Consider the following 17,337-nt stretch of genomic DNA (forward strand, 5'->3'; position numbering starts at 1 on the left):
TATCCCTTTGATGTTACGCGGCTTTTTGGTTCAGATTCGGGCCGGCGCGGCGAGTCCGAACAGTCTGAAGAAGTTTTGCGTGGTGGCGGCGGCCAGCGCCTCGTCAGGCATCTCGCGTTGCTGCGCGATGAAGCGTCCGACATAACTGACGTACGCAGGTTCATTCGGTTTGCCGCGATACGGCACCGGCGCCAGGTACGGCGAGTCGGTTTCGATCAGCAGACGGTGGAGCGGCACGCGGCGCGCGACGTCCTGCACATCGGTCGCGCTCTTGAACGTGACGATGCCCGACAGCGAAATGTAAAAGTTCTGCGCGAGCGCCTGCTCGGCGATGGCCCACGGTTCGGTGAAGCAATGCACGACGCCGCCCGGCACGCCGGCGCGCTCCTCGGCCATGATGCGCAACGTATCTTCCGACGACGAGCGGGTGTGGATGATCAACGGCTTGCTGGTCGCGTGCGCGGCGCGGATGTGCGTGCGAAAGCGCTCGCGCTGCCACTCCATGTCGGCGATCGAGCGGCCTTCGAGGCGGTAGTAATCGAGCCCGGTTTCGCCGATCGCGACGACCTTCGGGTGCCCGGCCAGTTCAACCAGCTCGGCTACGCTCGGCTCGCGCATGTGCTCGTGATCGGGATGCACGCCGACCGACGCGTACACGTTGTCATAGCGGCTGGCGATGTCCAGTACCGACGGCAGCGTTTCAAGATCCACCGACACGCACAACGCGTGCGAGACCGAATGGCTGCGCATGTTTTCGAGCACTTGCGGCAGACGGTCCGCGAGTCCTTCGAAGTTGATGTGGCAGTGTGAATCGACAAACATGGTCAGGTCCTGCGAAAAAGGGGCTTGCGGCTGGGCGATGGCGTGGCCGGGGCCGCTTGGGACAGCTCAGGTGGCGCTGCTTGCGCAGCGTGCTCAACCGGCGTGCGCAAGACGCTTGCCAAGAATCACCAGATCGCGCTCGACGCCATCCAGCACCGCGACGCGCGGTAGCGTGCCCCAGGCATCGAAGCCGAAGCCGCGGAACAGCCGCACGCTCGCTTCATTGTGACCGAACACGAAGCCGAGCACCGTATCGATGCCAAGCCCCGGTGCCGCGTCGAGCGACGCCGCCAGCAGTTGCTTGCCGAGTCCCTGGCCGCGCGCGCTTTCGTCGAGATAGATGCTGACTTCGGCGGTGCGCTGATAAGCCGGCCGGCCATAAAAATCGGAAAAACTGAGCCACGCGATCACGCGGCCCGCCTGCTTCGGATCTTCGAGCACCCACAGGGGCCGCTTCTGCGGGCTGTGCGCATGAAACCACCCATGCCGGCTCTCGACGCTGACCGGCTCGAGGTCCGCGGTGACCTGGCGCGACGGGATCGTCGAATTGTAGATGGCGACGATCGCGGGCAGATCGTCGAGCGTGGCGTCGCGGTAGGAAAGGCTCATGGCGGGTTGGCTTGAATGAAAAAAGACGGCAGGCTGTCCGGCTGCGGGCTCACGCAAACAGCGCGCGATAGCCGATGAACAGTTCCTCGAATACGAGCCGCGCGTTCAACGGATGGTTCTCGACCGCGCGCTGGCGCGTGACGGTGCGCAGAAAACGCGCGAATGCATTGGCGTCGGCCTGGGTGGCGCAGCGCGTGAGCGCGGCCGACGCCTGCGGGAAATAGCGCGGCGCGCCGGCGGTGCGCTGCGCGAGCAGATCGTACATCCAGCGCTGCAGCCAGCCGAGCACGAGCGGCACTGGGAGCTTCTGCAGCGCCTCGCCACACGCGAATGCGTCGCACCCGGCGCCGGCCGCGAGCTGCTTGAGCGTCCAGTTGCGCAGCGGACGGTTTTCGTCGCTGGCGAGCGCGAGCGCGGCGAGCGGCGCGCCACCCGCTTCGGCGAGCAGCGCGCAGGCGTCGTCGACGCCTTGCGCGGCCAGCCACTGCGCGGCGGTGTCCGGCGCGGGCACGCTCATCGGCCACTGACGGCAGCGGCTAATGATGGTCGGCAGCAAACGGTCGAGGCGCGCCGACACCATCAGGAACACGACGCCCGCGGGCGGCTCTTCCAGCGTCTTCAGCAACGCGTTGGCGGCCGCGACGTTGAGCGCCTCGGCCGGATACAGCACGACGACGCGCGCGCCGCCGCGATGCGAACCGATGCCGACGAAGTCGAGCAGACCGCGGATCTGTTCGATCTTGATTTCCTTGCTCGGCGTGCGGGTCTTCTTGCCTTCGTCGCCATCGGCTTTTTCGGCCTTGTCGTCGGCGCCGTTCGCGGCGTTCGCGAGGCCGGCTTCGGCGGCGAGTGCCTCCGGCACGACGATGCGGTAGTCGGGATGATTGCCCTGCGCGAACCAGTTGCAGGCCACGCACGCGCCGCACGGCTCGCCGTTCGGTTGCGGCGCCTCGCACAGCAGACCCTGCGCGAGGTGCTGCGCGAAACGCAGCTTGCCGATGCCCGCCTGGCCGTGCAGCAACAATGCGTGCGGCCAGTGGCCGTGCAGTTGCTGCAGGCGATTCCAGTCATCGGCTTGCCACGGATAGATCATCGTTTGTCTTTTTGAATCAATCGGTTGTAGGCGCTACTTCAGATGTCGAGTGAACTTCGCACGAGATTATAAGAAGCGGTTATATCTATTTCCAATCAGAGGGTTGCAATCAACTCCTCAAGCTGCTTCTGAATTCGAACGATGCTCTGCGAAGAGTCGATGATAGCGAATCGATATGGCGCTTCTTCGGCGCGGCGCGTGTATTCGGCGCGCGTGCGCTCGAAAAACGCCGCCGACTCGCTCTCGAAACGATCCGGATTACGCACCGCGCTGCGCCGCTCGTTGGCGACGGCGGGGGGCAAATCGAACAGCACGGTCAAATCCGGCTGGAAACCGCCCTGCACCCAGCGCTCGAGCGTCTCCAGCTTGTCGCGCGGCAAGCCGCGGCCGCCGCCCTGGTAGGCGAAAGTGGCATCGGTAAAACGGTCGGACAGCACCCAATCGCCGCGCGCGAGCGCCGGCTCGATCACCTCGGCCAGATGCTGACGGCGCAGCGCGAACATCAACAGCGCCTCGGTTTCGAGATCCATCTTCTGATGCAGCACGATATCGCGGATCTGCTCACCGAGCGGCGTGCCGCCCGGCTCGCGTGTCATCACGACCGAGCGGCCGCTCGGCGCGAGCTTCGCCTCGAGCCGTTCGCGGAACCAGCCCAGATGGGTAGTCTTGCCCGCGCCGTCGATGCCTTCAAACGTAATGAATTTGCCGCGCGCCATCATTGCCCTCGAATGTATTTGTCCACGGCCTTGTTGTGTTCGCCGAGGGTGTCAGAAAAGATGCTGCTGCCGTCGCCGCGCGACACGAAGTACAGCGCGTTGCTTTGCGCCGGGTTCATCGCCGCCTGCAGCGACGCGACGCTCGGCAGCGAGATCGGCGTCGGCGGTAGGCCCATCCGCGTGTAGGTATTGTATGGAGTGTCGGTCTGCAGGTCTTTCTTCCTGATGTGGCCGGCGTAGCTGTCGCCCATTCCGTAGATCACGGTCGGGTCGGTCTGTAGCGGCATGCCGGCGCGCAGACGGTTGGCGAACACCGCGGCGACGAGCGCCCGGTCGGACGCCTTGCCGGTTTCCTTTTCGACGATCGACGCCATCGTCAGCGCGTCGTACGGGGTCTTATACGGCAGGTTTGGCGCGCGCGAGAGCCACGCCTCGTCGAGACGCACGCGCATCAGACGGTAAGCGCGGCGATAGATGTCGAGGTCGCTGGTGCCCTTGTCGAACAGGTAGGTATCCGGGAAAAACAGCCCTTCGCCGTTGCCGATCGACGCCTCGGGCGCGCCGATTGCGCTCATCAGATCGGCGTCGCTCATGCCGAGCGTGTCGTGCTTCAGCGCGGGATTGGCGTCGAGTTCAGCGCGCATATGTTTGAAGGTCCAGCCTTCGATGACCGTCGCCACATATTCGTTGACGTCGCCGCGCGCGATTTTCTGCAGCACCTCGTAGGGCGTGATGCCGCTCTTGAACTCGTAATTGCCGGACTTCAGCTCGCTTTGCAGCCCGAGCAACCGCGTCATCGCGATGAACAGCTCGGGCTCGACCAGCACGCCGCCGCGATTGAGCTGCAGCGCGACGCTGCGCAGGCTGCTGTGCGGCTTGACGGTGACGTCGAGTTGCGCCGGGGTCAATTCGAGCGGGCGGGTGGCCCAGTAGTATCCAGCGGCGATGGCCGCCGCGGCCAGCACAACGACGAGCGCGCCGGCGACGAAACATTTCTTCAGAAGGGACACGACAGGAAAGAATTAGCGTTTAGATGGCAACGAACTGATTTTTAACGGGAAAGTCTTGCGTCGGTCAACATTGAGACTGTGCCGTTTTGCAGCCCTTTCGGCCTTTTGCGACCTGTATTGTATAGATGCGGGCACCAGATGGTCACGGCCGGAAACAACAATATGAATTCCGCTGGCGTCCGTCTGATGCTAGTCGAGGCGTACGCTGTCACAACATAGGTCAGAGTTTCAAAGGTTCGACAATTCCCGACCAAACGCCTTTTCGGCTCCTGCCGCTTTTGGCCGTTGTTGACAGTTTCAAACGATGGTTCGGGGGCGACCTACACGCCGCCGCGAAAGACCCGAGCACGAGCTGCGGCAATTGGGAGACTCCACGCGCCGTTTCGAGATGGATGAGGCTGAGTGTTTCGCGGACTACCATTCAGACATGGAGCATGTGTCAGGTGGCCCGAGCAATGTATCAAGATCCACGTACCTATGCGCTCTGCGCACAGCGAGCATTCGATAAATTCCAGGCATGCAGGGGATATTGAGATGACTAAACCGGATCGGGCTAGCGTCATTTTTTATGACGCCGATACTCAGCAATTAAAGATGTGCACAGTTTCACGGGTTCACGTGCAAGCGGCGATTGATCGAGCGCTGGCAATCACTATCCCACCGGATGCTCCGGAAAATTCAATGTTGCCAGTGACAGACGAAGACGCTCGGAAGCTTGGAGGAATGGCGATTCTGATTCAGGCAATCGCGCATCCCGAATTGCGCGAACGGCTGAAAATCACGACTGAGCAGCCGATGGACTGGGCACCGGCCAAGCCGCCCACGGAATGACAGTGGCTCGTCCGCCTTACTCAGTGGCCCCGCCGCAGCCACCCCGGCGGCGGCTCGTCTGTGACCGCGGCAGCGGACAGCAGATCCGGCACGTCGGGTGCCTGCCCATCTTGCGCCGGACCCTCTGGCAGAACACCCCAACATGGTCACAATATGGGCACAGCCGGAGGGTGATAACCTCCAATCCCCTGCTGCGCCAGGCTCTCGGAAAGCCTTCATTCGCCAGGGACTTGCGAAACGCGACAGGGCTGGACTGAATATAATGACTGTTTGCCTTCGCCAAAGTCAGAATTGACTGTTCCCGGAATCCATGAACACACCGCTCGTGAACGCCTCAGGTAACGCTTCCGGTCTCACTCCCGCCGCGGCGGCGCCCGCCGCCCTGCCCATCCTGCCGCGCCCGTCGGCCGAAGAATTCACCGCCGTGCTCGAGCACGGCGCGTACATGCCGCTACCGCAGTTCGGCGTGATCGACACGACCGGCGACGACGCGGCGAGCTTCCTGCACGCCCAGTTGACCAACGACGTCCAGCATCTCGACGCCGCGAACGCGCGCCTCTCCGGCTACTGCTCGGCCAAGGGCCGGCTGCTCGCGTCGTTCCTCAGCTGGCGCAGCGGCGATACGATCCGCCTGCTGGTATCGAAAGACGTGCAGGCCGCGGTGCAAAAGCGGTTGTCGATGTTCGTGCTGCGCGCCAAGGCCAAGCTCGCCGACGCGAGCGGCGAGTTCGCGGTGGTCGGCCTCGCGGGCGACGTGCGCGGCGCGCTGTCCGGCGTGTTCGACGCGCTGCCCGACGGTGTGCACGTGCAGGTCGACGGCACAGCGGGCACGCTGATCCGCGTGCCTGATGCGTTGGCGCGCCTGCGCTATCTGTGGATCGGCCCGAAGGCGCAGATCGAAGCGCTGCTGCCGTCGCTCGACGGCAGGCTAAAGCACGTGTCGCCGGCCGTGTGGGACTGGCTCGACATCCGCGCGGGCGAGCCGCGCATCACGCAGCCGGTCGTCGAGCAGTTCGTGCCGCAAATGGTCAACTTCGACGTGCTCGGCGCGGTCAATTTCCGCAAGGGTTGCTATCCGGGTCAGGAAGTGGTCGCGCGCAGCCAGTATCGCGGCACGATCAAGCGGCGCACGTCGCTCGCCAACGTCGCAGGCGAGCTGGACACGGTGCGGCCCGGCACCGAGCTGTTCCACTCGGACGATCCGGGCCAGCCGTGCGGGATGATCGTCAACGCGGCATCGGCGCAAGGCGGCGGCGCCGATCTGCTGGTCGAGATCAAGCTCACGGCGCTCGACAGCGGCAGCGTACATGTCGGCGCGGCCGACGGCCCCGCGCTGCGCTTCCTGGCGCTGCCCTACGGGCTGCCTGCCGAAGTCTGATCGTTGGAGAGGGTAAAAAAAAAGCGGCGCAATCTGGCGCCGTTTTTTTATTGACTGCTTTATTCTCGTCTGTTTTTTGCCGCTTTCGTTTGCCGCCTGCGTCGCTGCATCAGGCGGCCGCCCCATGCTCTGAACGGGAGATGCTCCCCGATGTGCCTGATCGTTTTCGACTGGCGACCTGATGCGCTCGATGGTCCGCTGTTCACGCTCGCCGCGAATCGCGACGAGTTCTTCCGCCGCACGGCCGAGCCGATCGGCTGGTGGCGCGACGCGCCGGAGGTGCTGGGGGGCCGCGACCTCGTGGGCGGCGGCACGTGGCTCGGGTTATCGCGCGACGGCCGCTTCGCCGCGCTGACCAATTACCGCGCGCCGGGCGAAATGCGCGCCGATGCGCCGACCCGCGGCACGCTCGTCAGCGACTGGCTCACGAGCGCCGCGCGCGACGCCGACGGCAATCCGCACGAGACGCCGCTCGCGTATCTGCGGCACGTCGCGCAAAAAGGCGACATCTACAACGGCTTCAATCTGCTGGTGGGCGACTGGACGCGTCGCGAGCTCGCGTGGTACTGCAATCGCGGCGCCGTCGACGCAAACAGCGGTCCCGCGCTGCTCGCGCCGGGCACGCACGGCATCTCGAACGCGGTGCTCGATACCGCGTGGCCGAAGCTGGTCAAAAAGCGCGGCGAGCTCGGCACGCTGCTCGCGCGCGATCCGATGCCGCCGCTCGAACGCCTGATCGATCTGATGCGCGATCCGCGGCTCGCGCGCGACGACGAATTGCCGTCGACCGGTATTCCGCTCGAACGCGAACGCGTGCTGTCGGCGGCGTTCATCGAATCGCCGGATTATGGGACGCGCAGCACCACCGCGCTGCGCGTCGCCGCCTATGGCGACGTGATCGGCGTCGCGGTCGCCGAGCGCAGCGACGACAACGGCTCGCACCGGATCGTGCGGCCCGGCGATTTCGAGCGCAGCTTCGCGTTCAATGTCGAGCGCGACCGGATGAGCGTGGCGTGATCGTTTGAGCACCGCCTGGCCGGCGCATTCGCCGCCGGCCGCCCATCGCTTCGCGATCACCGCCCTCACCCGATGCCGAATGCCGCGCGCAACGCCGCCGCGGCGTCCGCATGCGCCTGCGCGACTTCGGGCACGAAGCCGCCCATCTTGAAGAACTCGTGGATCATGCCGGCGTAGCGTTTCAACGTGACCGGATTGCCGAGCGCACGGAGTTTCTCCGCATAGGCATCGCCCTCGTCGCTGAGCGGATCGTATTCGGCGGTCGCGATCCACGCGGGCGCGACGCCGCGAAAATCCGGCGCACCGCGCTCGCCGTCGAGCGGCGCGAAACGCCAGTCGTCGCGATCGCCGCTATCTCGCACGTAGTGCTCGAAGAACCACTGGATCGTGTCGCCCGACAGCAGGAAGCCGTCGGCGAGGCGCGAGTGCGAGTCGGTCTGCTGATGGCCGGTCGTGCCCGGATAAATCAGCAATTGCAGCGCGAGCGCGAGGCCGGCGTCGCGCGCGAGCACCGCGCAAACCGTCGCGAGCGTGCCGCCCGCGCTATCGCCGCCCACCGCGAGCCGCGTGCCGTCGATGCCGAATTCGGCCGCGTGCGCGTGTAGCCAACTGAGGGCGTCGAAGGCGTCGTCGACAGCGGTCGGAAACTTGTGCTCGGGCGCGAGCCGGTAATCGACCGACAGCACCGCGCACTGGCCGTCGCGCGCGAACATCCGGCACAGCGCATCGTGCGTATCGACGCTGCCGACCGTGAAGCCGCCGCCGTGGTAGTACACAAGGGCAGGCAGCGGCTCGGCCCAGCCCGGCTCGACCGGACAGTACAGGCGCGCGCGGATCGTCGCGCCGTCGCGCGTCGGCACGCGCAGATCTTCGACGGAGAACATCGGCGCGCTCGCGATCTCGAGGATCGGCGCGCTTTTCTCGTACGACGCGCGCGCCGCTTGCGCGCTCATCTGGTGATACTGCGGGCGTTTGGCCCGCGCGATCATGTCGAGCACCTGCTCGATCGTGGGATTCAGCGGCATGGTTTCGGCAACGTGGTGCGCGTCGCGCATCGGGCGGCGCGCAGTGCGCCAAGGGTTGACAAAAGCCGGCGCACCGGCCGCGCAGCCGGCCGCTACTGCGCGTTCTTCACCTCGGGCTTCAGCGACATCGGATCGGACGGCTCGCGCAACTGCTCGATATCCTCGTGACGCAGCTTCACGGTCGCCATGATGCCCGGATGCGTGATGATATAGAAACGCCGCGCGGCGATCGCCTCGAACGCGATGTCGGCGACATCGTCGGCGGTGAGCTTGCCCGACTGCACCGCGCGCTGCAACTGCTTGCCGGCCGCGATCTGCGAGCGCGTCGGCCGGTCCGCGTTGCGCAACTCGTCGGGACGCGCGCGCTCGGCCTCCGCGATGCCGGTCGGCACGAAGGCGGGACACAGCAGCGAACAGCCGACCTCGCCGCCCGTGCCGGCCTGCGCGAGCTTCAGGTCGTGATACAGCGTCTCGGTCAGCGCCACCACCGCATGCTTCGACGCGTTGTAGATGCCCATTGCCGGTGGCGCCAGCAGCCCCGCCACCGACGCCGTATTGACGATATGCGCGGGCTCCTTCTGCGCGAGCATGATCGGCGCGAACGCGCGCACGCCGTGCGCGACACCCATCACGTTGACGCCGAACACCCACGACCAGTCGTTCGCCGAGCTTTCCCACAGGAAGCCGCCGGTGCCGACGCCCGCGTTGTTGAACAGCACGTGGACCTTGCCGAACGCGGCGAGCGCCGCCTGCGCGAGCGCCTCGACCTGCGCGGCGTTCGATACGTCGGTCGGCACGCCGATCGCCTCGGCGCCGGTTCCGCGCAAGGCGTCGACGGTTTGCGCGAGCTGGTCGGCGTTGACGTCCGCGAGTACGAGCTTCATGCCGAGCGCCGCGCCCTTGTGCGCGAACGCGCGGCCAAAGCCGCTGCCCGCGCCGGTGATCACCGCCACCTTGCCCGCGAATTCGAACATTCTGTGACTCCCTCGTTGAGTGGCGGCTTGCCGTTGCACGATGACGTCGCGCTCAGATCAGCTTGACCAGTTGCTTGCCGAAGTTACGGCCCTTCAGCAAGCCGATGAATGCCTCGGGCGCGGCTTCGAGCCCTTGCGCGATCGTCTCGCGATACTGCAGCTTCTTCTGCGCGACGAGCGTGCCGAGCTGCCTGAGCGCCTCGGGCCACACGTCCATGTGTTCGCTGACGATGAAGCCCTGCACGAGCAGCCGCTGCGTCAGCATCAGCGACGGATGCTTGAGCGGCAGCGGCTGGCCGTCATAGCCCGCGATGAAGCCGCACAATGCGATGCGCCCGAACGCGTTCATGCGCGCGAGCGTCGCGTCGAGCCCGTCGCCGCCGACGTTCTCGAAGCAGCCGTCGACACCGTCGGGCGTGACGGCCTTCAGGTCCTGGTACAGGTTACCGGCCTTGTAGTCGACGCACGCGTCGAAGCCGAGCGTCTCGACCACATAGCGGCACTTGTCCGCGCCGCCCGCGATGCCGACCGCGCGCGCGCCCGCCGCCTTCGCGAGCTGACCGACCACGCTGCCCACCGCGCCGCTTGCCGCGCTGACGACCACCGTCTCGCCGGCCTTCGGCGCGATGATGCGGTTCAGCCCGTACCATGCGGTGACGCCCGGCATGCCGACCGGCCCGAGATACGCCGACAGCGGCACATGCGTGTCGTCGACCTTCTGCATGCCCGTGCCATTGGAGGTGCCGTACTCCTGCCAGCCGAACATCGCGACGACCTTGTCGCCGACCGCGAACTTCGGATTCCTCGTCTCGACGACCTCGCCGACCGTGCCGCCGATCATCACTTCGTTCAGCGGCTGCGGCGCCGCGTATGACTTGCTGTCGTTCATGCGTCCGCGCATATACGGATCGAGCGACAGATAGTGGTTGCGCACCCGTACTTCGCCCTCGGCGAGCGGCGCGAGCGGCGTTTCGACGAGCTTGAAGTTATCGGGCGTGGCTTCGCCTTGGGGGCGCGAAACCAGCAGCAATTGGCGATTGATCTGGGCCATGCGGTCGTCTCCTTGGGTTGTTGGGTGCTCAGTCGCTCGGACCGGGCTTCGCCGCCGGGTCGCTGCGCAGACGCTGCCGCGTGACGTCGCGGCCCACCGCGAGGCGGCGCATGTATTTGAAGGTGCCGAGCGCTTTCGCGACGAAGTGGCCTTCGCTGTCGCGGATCTCGCCTTCGCAATAGGCCATCGTCGTCGAGCGATGCAGCACGCGGCCGGTCGCGCGCAACTCGCCGCGTCCCGGCTGCATGAAGTTGACCTTCATCTCGACGGTGACGACGCCGACGCCGTCGCCGGCGAGACTGCGCGCAGCCATCGCGAGCGCGACGTCGGCGAGCGTCATCGTGACGCCGCCATGCGCGACGTCCCACGTGTTCATATGATCGCGTTGCAACGGCAGCACGACTTCGCTGACGCCGTCGGCGGCCGACAACAACTGTGCGCCGAGACGGTCGATGAAGGGGCTTTCGGGCAACGATGCATGGCCCGTTCTGGATGAGGTCGATGGATCGGTCATGGCTCAGATATCAGATTTCGTAGCCGACGGCGCGTGTCGAGCGTACGGCGGGAAATGATACCCGCTATCGCGTTGACGCATGAGCTGCCATCCGTGCCGCGAGGCGCCCCAGTCTGCGCACCGCTTCGTCGGTCTGATCCAGATCCGCACTCGGACAGCTGAGCCGAATGAAGTGATCGAAACGCCCGGCGTTCGAAAATACCGTGCCCGGCATGATGCGAATACCGTCATGCAACGCGGCGTCGAATAAAGCCGACGACGATACGTGACGCGGCAATTCGATCCAGAAAAACATCCCGCCGCGCGGCGGCGTGAACCGCGTGCCGTCGGGAAACGATGCCGCCACCGCCGCGGCCATCCGCTCGCGCCGCAGTTGCAAGCTCTCGCGCAAACGCCGCAAATGGCGCTCGTACGCGCTCGTCTCCAGGAACCCGGCGAGCACGACTTGCGACAACTGCTCGTTGTGGCGCGACTGCGCGAACTTCAGCATACCGATGCGCGGATGCCACCGGCCGCCGTTGATCCAGCCGACGCGCATGCCAGGCGCCAGCGTCTTGTTGAACGATGTGCAATGGATCACGGTGCCATCGGTGTCCCACGCCTTCAGCGAGCGGGGCGGCGGCGCTGCATCGACGAGCTCGCGGTAGGGATCGTCCTCGATCAGCGCGATGCCGGCGCGCGCGCACAGTTCGACGAGGCTCGCCTTGTGCGCGTCGGGCATCACGCTGCCGAGCGGGTTTTGCAGGTTCGGCACCACCACGACCGCCTTGATGTCGGGATGCGTGTGCAGCGCGAACGCCAGCGCCTCGATCGCGAGGCCGGTGCTCGGGCTGGTCGGAATTTCGAGCGCGCGCAGACCGAGACTTTCGAGCGCCTGCAGCAAACCGAAGAAGCACGGCGATTCGACCGCGACCGTGTCGCCCGGCTGCGTCACCGCGCGCAACGCGAGGTTCATCGCTTCGACGCCGCGCCGTGCGTCATGATGATGTCGTCCGCGCCGATCTGGCTGCCGGCCTCGAGCGCGCGCCGGGCGATGATCGCGCGCAACGCCGGATCACCCTGATCGGGCCCGACGGCGGTCAGCAAGGTGGGCCGCCGGCGCAACGCGTGCACCGCGGCCTTTTGCAACGCATCGGTCGGATAGAGATCGGGCGACGCGGTCGCGCCGCCGAGATTCAGCGCGTGCGGATAGCGCTGAAATTTCGACACGAGCGCCGAAATCTCCGAGTGAATGCCGACGAACTGCGCGGCGGCGCCGGGCTGCATCGCGAGATCGGGCTCGGCGGCGCAGGGCAACGCAGCCCTCGGCGGCACGCGCACGAAATAGCCGGCGCGCGGCCGGGCGTCGATCAGCGCGGCGCGTTCCAGTTCGCGATAGCTCTCGGTCGCCGTCGCGAGGCTCACGCCGTGGCGCTGCATGAACGCGCGCATCGACGGCATGCGGTCGCCCGGGCGCAGCGCGCCGTTGCCGATCGCGCGGCGGTATTGGTCGGCCAGTTGCCGGTACAGCGGCTGGCGCTCGGCTGGCCGGTCCGTCGAGGGACCTTGCGGTGTGAAGGGGGATTCGCTCATGAACCGATGGTGCGGATAGTCCGCGCGCCGCGACAGATACACATCGACGTGATTCGGACCGATACAGCGTGACGAAACGCACCACTGTACCGGTTCGGATTGTCGACAGCTGCGCCTGTTTTCATCCGGACGGATTCCCTAAGCTGTGTGACACGAAGACGGTTTAAAGGAATCGGTCATGCCTGTGCGTCCATACCACGATCGCTTGTTACCCGGTGCCGAACTGGATTGCACCGCGGCGTCGCATCTTGCCGCCGGTCAGATGGCCCTGCACGACTTGCGCGCGCGCAGTTCGATCATCGCGGTCGAAGGTGCATTGCAACTCGTCTTCCGCGATCATGCGCTGGCCTGGCTCGGCAACGACGCCCCGCTCACGTCGCTCACGTTGCACGAAGGCGAGCGGTTTGTGACCTCGCAACGTGGCGTCGTGTCAATCCGCGCGACGCGGGCCGATCGCGCTGCATTCATCGTGCTGCCTGCACACGCTGAACACAGCGCGCGCGGTTTCGTTCTGCAAGCCGCTCGGCGTCTCGCTTGCGTCGTGCGCACACGGTGGCGGCGCGCCGCCTGAAACGTCGCTGCGCGCGCCACGTGGCCCGTTACAATGCATGACCAACCCGCTTCGTTCGAGGTGCAGGTCATGTCATTCTTTCGCGCGCTGCAGCCGGGCCTGGTCTCACGGGTGTGGCGCCTGTTCGCCGCCGGCGTCGCTGTCACGCTGACACTCGCTGGCTGCGCGGGCCTGTTCGGCGCCGACCCGTTGCGCGTCAATGTGGCGGGCATCGAGCCGATCGCTGGCCAGGGCATGGAGATGCGCTTCAACGTCAAGCTGCGCGTGCAGAATCCCAACGACTCCGCGGTCAGCTTCAACGGCGTGTCGCTCGATCTCGAGCTGAACGGCAAGCCGTTCGCCACCGGCGTCAGCGACCAGAGCGGCACCGTGCCGCGCTTCGGTGAAACCGTCGTCACCGTGCCGCTGACCGTGCCGGCTTTCGCCGCGGTTCGTCAAGCCTTTGCGCTAGCCGGCGCCGCGCAGTCGGGACAGGTTCCGTACGTTCTGCGCGGCAAGCTCGCGGGTGGCGTGACCGGTACGACGCGATTCACCGATCAGGGAACGCTGAGCCTGCCGTCGTCGGACACGGGCTCGTAATGACGCCGGCCCACGCCCGCTCAAACCACTTCGAACAAACCCGCGGCGCCCTGCCCGCCGCCGATGCACATCGTCACGACGACGAACTTCACGCCGCGCCGCTTGCCTTCGATCAGCGCATGGCCGACGAGCCGCGCTCCCGACACGCCGTACGGATGGCCCACCGCGATCGCGCCGCCGTTCACGTTCAGGCGGTCGTGCGCAATGCCGAGCTGGTCGGCGCAATAGAGCACCTGCACCGCGAATGCTTCGTTCAGCTCCCAAAGGCCGATGTCCTCGACCTTGAGGCCGGCTTTCTTCAACAGCTTCGGCACCGCGAACACCGGGCCGATGCCCATTTCGTCGGGCTCGCAGCCGGCCACCGCGAAACCGCGGAAGATGCCGAGCGGCTGCAGCCCTTCGCGTTCGGCCAGCGTCGCGTTCATCACGACGCAAGCGGATGCGCCGTCCGAGAACTGGCTCGCATTGCCCGCGGTGACCACGCCGCCCGGCTGCGCGGTGCGGATCTTCGACACGCCTTCGAGCGTCGTGTCGGCGCGAATGCCTTCGTCGCTGCTGACGGTCACTTCCTTCGTGTAGAGACGGCCGCTCGTCTTGTCAGCGACGCCGGCGAGCACCGTCAACGGCACGATTTCGTCCTTGAATCTACCGGCTTCGAGCGCGGCCGCCGCGCGTTGCTGCGAGCGCACGCCATATTCGTCCTGGCGTTCCTTCGAGATCGAGTAGCGCTTCGCGACGTTCTCGGCGGTCTGCAGCATCGACCAGTAGATTTCCGGCTTGTGCTCGGTGAGCCAGCCGTCGGTCATCATGTGGCGGTTCATCTCGTTCTGCACGCACGAGATCGACTCGACGCCACCCGCGACGTACACGTCGCCCTCGCCGGCGATCACGCGCTGCGACGCGAGCGCGATCGTCTGCAATCCCGACGAGCAGAAACGGTTCACGGTCATGCCCGGCACGCTGACCGGCAAGCCCGCGCGCAATGCGATCTGCCGCGCGATATTGCCGCCCGTCGCGCCTTCCGGATTCGCGCAACCCATGATCACGTCCTCGACGCGCGCCGGATCGAGCTTCGCGCGCTCGACCGCGGCCTGCGTCACGTGGCCGCCGAGCGTCGCGCCGTGCGTCATGTTGAACCCGCCGCGCCACGATTTGGCGAGACCCGTGCGGGCGGTGGATACGATTACGGCGTCAGTCATGCATGTCTCCAATTGCAGTGTCAGTAGTGGCGCGCCGGCTCACTGCCGTGCGTTCAAAAGCGCATCACCGCGCCGCCTCTGTCGTTTGATGCGAGCGATGCGGGGGAACCCCGCACCGCTCAATTCGTGGGCTGAAGCCGGCCGCGCTCAGCCGTTGAACCCGCGACCTTCGGCCGCGAGCTTCGCGATGCTCGGCGCGAGCTGCCACGCGTCGCCGTTCGGCCGCGCCGCATAGCAGCGAATCGCGCGCTCGACGTTGTAGAGCCCCACCGTGTCCGCGTACAGCATCGGGCCGCCGCGATAGAGCGGGAAGCCGTAGCCGGTCAGATAGACCATGTCGATATCCGACGCCTTCGACGCGATGCCTTCCTCGAGAATCTTCGCGCCTTCGTTGACGAGCGCGAACACCAGACGCTCGACGATTTCCTCGTCGCTGATCTTGCGGCGCTCAGCGTGGGTTTCCTTCGAGTACTCGCCGATCATTTCGTTGACCACGCCCGAAGGGTATGCGGTGCGATCGCCCGCCTTGTAGTCGTACCAGCCGCCGCCGGTCTTCTGGCCGAAGCGGCCCATCTCGCACAGACGGTCGGCGATCTTCGAGTAGTGCATGTCGGGGTGCTCGAGATAGCGGCGCTTGCGGATCGCCCAGCCGATGTCGTTGCCGGCGAGGTCGCTCATGCGGAACGGACCCATCGCGAAGCCGAACTTCTCGATGGCCTTGTCTACCTGCGCTGGCAACGCGCCCTCTTCGAGCAAGAAGAGCGCCTGACGAACGTATTGCTCGATCATCCGGTTGCCGATAAAGCCGTCGCACACGCCCGACACCACCGCGGTCTTCCTGATCTTCTTTGCAAGCTTCATCACGGTGGCGAGCACGTCCTTCGCGGTCTCCTTGCCACGCACGACTTCGAGCAGCTTCATCACGTTGGCCGGGCTGAAGAAGTGCATGCCGACCACATCCTGCGGACGTTTCGTGAACGCGGCGATCTTGTCGACGTCGAGCGTCGACGTGTTCGACGCGAGGATCGCACCGGGCTTCGCGACTTCGTCGAGCCGGCGGAACACCTGCTCCTTCACGCCCAGCTCTTCGAACACGGCTTCGACGATCATGTCTGCGTGCTTCAGGTCGTCGTAGGAGAGCGTCGAGCTCAGCAGCGCGAGGCGCTGTTCCATCACCTCGGGCTTCAGCTTGCCTTTCCTGACGGTCGCCTCGTAGTTCTTGCGGATCGTCGCGAGACCGCGGTCGAGCGCTTCCTGCTTCGTTTCCAGCAGCGTGACCGGAATGCCCGCGTTCAGGAAGTTCATCGCGATGCCGCCGCCCATCGTGCCGGCGCCGATCACGGCCACCCGATCGATGTCGCGCACCGAAGTATCTGCCGGCACGTCGGGAATCTTGCTCGCCGCCCGCTCACCGAAGAACGCGTGACGCAGCGCGCGGCTCTCCGGCGTCTGCACGAGCGCGATGAAGCATTCGCGCTCGAATGCGAGGCCCTTGTCGAAGCCGTCCTTCACACCGGCTTCGACCGCGTCGATGCATTTATGCGGCGCCGGGAAGTTCTTCGCGATTGCCGCGACGCTATTGCGCGCGAACTGGATGAAACCGGCCGCATTCGGATGTTCGATCTTGCGCTCGCGCACCTTCGGATGCGGGCCGGCCGCGGCGCCGACCTTGCGCGCGAACGCGAGCGCGGCTTCGGCCAGTTCGGCGGGATTCGCGACGACTTCGTCGAACAGCCCCGAATCGGCGAGCTTTTCCGAGAGCACCGGCGCGCCCGACACGATCATGTTCAGCGACGCTTCCAGACCGATGGCGCGCGGCAGACGCTGCGTGCCGCCCGCGCCCGGCAGGATGCCGAGCTTCACTTCGGGCAGCGCGATCTGCGCGCCGGCCGCGGCGACGCGGTAATGCGCGCCGAGGGCAAGTTCGAGGCCGCCGCCCATCGCGACGCTGTGGATCGCCGCGACGACCGGCTTCGCGCTGCCTTCCACGGCCTTGATGACGGTCGCGAGCGTCGGCTCCTGGGTCGCCTTCGGCGTATTGAATTCGGTGATGTCGGCGCCGCCCGAAAAGGCCTTGCCCGCACCCGTCAGCACGATGGCCTTGATGGCCGGATCGTTCTGCGCGCGCTCGAGCCCTTCGACGATACCCGCGCGCGTCGACAGACCGAGTCCATTGACGGGCGGATTGTTCAGCGTGAGGACGGCCACGCCGTCATGAGTTATGTAGTCCACTGCCATCTGCGTGCCTCCGTGCGATCCATGCATTGAGGCGGCGCATGATGCGCCGCCCGTCCGGTTCATCGAGCCTGCTTATGGTCAGACTTTTTCAAGCGACGGTTCCGGGGTCAGCAGGCACGATACACCAAAAAAGAACGA

The 17,337-nt window shown here is 65.9% G+C and carries 16 protein-coding genes and 1 pseudogene; 5 read left to right on the forward strand and 12 right to left on the reverse strand.

All coding sequences use genetic code 11. The features are described 5' to 3' along the window. Positions 1-30: 30 nt before the first annotated feature. The 5 genes from OKW39_RS02300 to mltG all read right to left on the reverse strand — a co-directional run bounded on the left by OKW39_RS02300 (position 31) and on the right by mltG (position 4,250). A complete protein-coding gene (locus tag OKW39_RS02300) occupies positions 31-822 on the reverse strand; it encodes a TatD family hydrolase (protein ID WP_429561966.1) in 792 nt (263 codons plus the stop codon). Between the two features lie 93 nt (positions 823-915). Continuing rightward, positions 916-1,431, reverse strand: a complete 516-nt coding sequence (locus OKW39_RS02305) for an N-acetyltransferase family protein (protein WP_429361279.1) — start codon at positions 1,429-1,431, stop codon at positions 916-918. Between the two features lie 49 nt (positions 1,432-1,480). After that, positions 1,481-2,524, reverse strand: coding sequence for a DNA polymerase III subunit delta' (locus OKW39_RS02310; protein ID WP_429561967.1), 1,044 nt, complete (start codon positions 2,522-2,524; stop codon positions 1,481-1,483). A gap of 95 nt (positions 2,525-2,619) precedes the next feature. Further along, on the reverse strand, positions 2,620-3,240 hold the full coding sequence (tmk, locus tag OKW39_RS02315; RefSeq protein ID WP_429561968.1) for a dTMP kinase: 621 nt from the start codon (positions 3,238-3,240) through the stop codon (positions 2,620-2,622). Continuing rightward, the gene (gene mltG / locus OKW39_RS02320; protein ID WP_429336430.1) at positions 3,240-4,250 is read right to left on the reverse strand and encodes an endolytic transglycosylase MltG; all 1,011 of its coding nucleotides are present in this window, start codon (positions 4,248-4,250) and stop codon (positions 3,240-3,242) included. Before mltG ends, tmk begins: the two co-directional genes overlap by 1 nt. 534 nt (positions 4,251-4,784) lie before the next feature. On the opposite strand from mltG, the gene OKW39_RS02325 reads away from it, so the two are divergent. From OKW39_RS02325 to OKW39_RS02335, 3 genes are all read left to right on the forward strand, one after another. Beyond that, complete coding sequence (locus OKW39_RS02325; protein WP_090804775.1) at positions 4,785-5,081, forward strand: hypothetical protein; 297 nt, start codon at positions 4,785-4,787, stop codon at positions 5,079-5,081. Positions 5,082-5,391: 310 nt separating this feature from the next. Then, the gene (locus OKW39_RS02330; RefSeq protein WP_429561969.1) at positions 5,392-6,459 is read left to right on the forward strand and encodes a YgfZ/GcvT domain-containing protein; all 1,068 of its coding nucleotides are present in this window, start codon (positions 5,392-5,394) and stop codon (positions 6,457-6,459) included. A 150-nt stretch (positions 6,460-6,609) separates the two neighbouring features. Continuing rightward, on the forward strand, positions 6,610-7,476 hold the full coding sequence (locus OKW39_RS02335) for an NRDE family protein (RefSeq protein WP_018418053.1): 867 nt from the start codon (positions 6,610-6,612) through the stop codon (positions 7,474-7,476). A 65-nt stretch (positions 7,477-7,541) separates the two neighbouring features. Here the strand turns inward: OKW39_RS02335 and OKW39_RS02340 are convergent, their stop codons facing one another. From OKW39_RS02340 to OKW39_RS02360, 5 genes and pseudogenes are all read right to left on the reverse strand, one after another. Further along, the gene (locus OKW39_RS02340) at positions 7,542-8,501 is read right to left on the reverse strand and encodes an alpha/beta hydrolase (RefSeq protein WP_429363711.1); all 960 of its coding nucleotides are present in this window, start codon (positions 8,499-8,501) and stop codon (positions 7,542-7,544) included. 92 nt (positions 8,502-8,593) lie between these two features. Next, positions 8,594-9,475: an SDR family oxidoreductase gene (locus tag OKW39_RS02345; RefSeq protein WP_429561970.1), complete on the reverse strand. Its 882-nt coding sequence runs from the start codon at positions 9,473-9,475 to the stop codon at positions 8,594-8,596. Positions 9,476-9,527: 52 nt separating this feature from the next. Next, positions 9,528-10,526, reverse strand: coding sequence for an NADP-dependent oxidoreductase (locus OKW39_RS02350; RefSeq protein WP_429561971.1), 999 nt, complete (start codon positions 10,524-10,526; stop codon positions 9,528-9,530). A 28-nt stretch (positions 10,527-10,554) separates the two neighbouring features. Further along, positions 10,555-11,040: a PaaI family thioesterase gene (locus OKW39_RS02355; RefSeq protein WP_026225390.1), complete on the reverse strand. Its 486-nt coding sequence runs from the start codon at positions 11,038-11,040 to the stop codon at positions 10,555-10,557. 64 nt (positions 11,041-11,104) lie between these two features. Further along, a pseudogene (locus tag OKW39_RS02360) lies at positions 11,105-12,612 on the reverse strand (PLP-dependent aminotransferase family protein). Positions 12,613-12,790: 178 nt separating this feature from the next. Between OKW39_RS02360 and OKW39_RS02365 the strand changes: the two are divergent. Then, positions 12,791-13,183 (forward strand): hypothetical protein, encoded by a 393-nt coding sequence (locus OKW39_RS02365; RefSeq protein ID WP_429361287.1) that lies wholly within the window; start codon positions 12,791-12,793, stop codon positions 13,181-13,183. Between the two features lie 69 nt (positions 13,184-13,252). Further along, complete coding sequence (locus tag OKW39_RS02370) at positions 13,253-13,762, forward strand: LEA type 2 family protein (RefSeq protein ID WP_090805759.1); 510 nt, start codon at positions 13,253-13,255, stop codon at positions 13,760-13,762. 20 nt (positions 13,763-13,782) lie between these two features. Here OKW39_RS02370 and OKW39_RS02375 read toward each other — a convergent pair whose 3' ends face one another. Together OKW39_RS02375 and OKW39_RS02380 are read right to left on the reverse strand one after the other, a co-directional pair. After that, the gene (locus OKW39_RS02375) at positions 13,783-14,961 is read right to left on the reverse strand and encodes an acetyl-CoA C-acyltransferase (protein WP_429561972.1); all 1,179 of its coding nucleotides are present in this window, start codon (positions 14,959-14,961) and stop codon (positions 13,783-13,785) included. A gap of 147 nt (positions 14,962-15,108) precedes the next feature. Then, positions 15,109-17,199, reverse strand: a complete 2,091-nt coding sequence (locus tag OKW39_RS02380) for a 3-hydroxyacyl-CoA dehydrogenase NAD-binding domain-containing protein (RefSeq protein ID WP_429561973.1) — start codon at positions 17,197-17,199, stop codon at positions 15,109-15,111. Positions 17,200-17,337: the final 138 nt, after the last annotated feature.

Source organism: Paraburkholderia sp. MM6662-R1, from assembly GCF_050436245.1.
In the GTDB taxonomy this organism is placed as follows: Bacteria; Pseudomonadota; Gammaproteobacteria; order Burkholderiales; family Burkholderiaceae; genus Paraburkholderia; species Paraburkholderia tuberum.

Bases quoted from the DNA above. Each gene is read 5' to 3' on its own strand.
- OKW39_RS02300 (WP_429561966.1), bottom strand. From the start codon at position 822: ATGTTTGTCGATTCACACTGCCACATCAACTTCGAAGGACTCGCGGAC.
- OKW39_RS02305 (WP_429361279.1), bottom strand. From the start codon at position 1,431: ATGAGCCTTTCCTACCGCGACGCCACGCTCGACGATCTGCCCGCGATC.
- OKW39_RS02310 (WP_429561967.1), bottom strand. From the start codon at position 2,524: ATGATCTATCCGTGGCAAGCCGATGACTGGAATCGCCTGCAGCAACTG.
- tmk (WP_429561968.1), bottom strand. From the start codon at position 3,240: ATGGCGCGCGGCAAATTCATTACGTTTGAAGGCATCGACGGCGCGGGC.
- OKW39_RS02325 (WP_090804775.1), top strand. From the start codon at position 4,785: ATGACTAAACCGGATCGGGCTAGCGTCATTTTTTATGACGCCGATACT.
- OKW39_RS02330 (WP_429561969.1), top strand. From the start codon at position 5,392: ATGAACACACCGCTCGTGAACGCCTCAGGTAACGCTTCCGGTCTCACT.
- OKW39_RS02335 (WP_018418053.1), top strand. From the start codon at position 6,610: ATGTGCCTGATCGTTTTCGACTGGCGACCTGATGCGCTCGATGGTCCG.
- OKW39_RS02340 (WP_429363711.1), bottom strand. From the start codon at position 8,501: ATGCCGCTGAATCCCACGATCGAGCAGGTGCTCGACATGATCGCGCGG.
- OKW39_RS02345 (WP_429561970.1), bottom strand. From the start codon at position 9,475: ATGTTCGAATTCGCGGGCAAGGTGGCGGTGATCACCGGCGCGGGCAGC.
- OKW39_RS02350 (WP_429561971.1), bottom strand. From the start codon at position 10,526: ATGGCCCAGATCAATCGCCAATTGCTGCTGGTTTCGCGCCCCCAAGGC.
- OKW39_RS02355 (WP_026225390.1), bottom strand. From the start codon at position 11,040: ATGACCGATCCATCGACCTCATCCAGAACGGGCCATGCATCGTTGCCC.
- OKW39_RS02365 (WP_429361287.1), top strand. From the start codon at position 12,791: ATGCCTGTGCGTCCATACCACGATCGCTTGTTACCCGGTGCCGAACTG.
- OKW39_RS02370 (WP_090805759.1), top strand. From the start codon at position 13,253: ATGTCATTCTTTCGCGCGCTGCAGCCGGGCCTGGTCTCACGGGTGTGG.
- OKW39_RS02375 (WP_429561972.1), bottom strand. From the start codon at position 14,961: ATGACTGACGCCGTAATCGTATCCACCGCCCGCACGGGTCTCGCCAAA.
- OKW39_RS02380 (WP_429561973.1), bottom strand. From the start codon at position 17,199: ATGGCAGTGGACTACATAACTCATGACGGCGTGGCCGTCCTCACGCTG.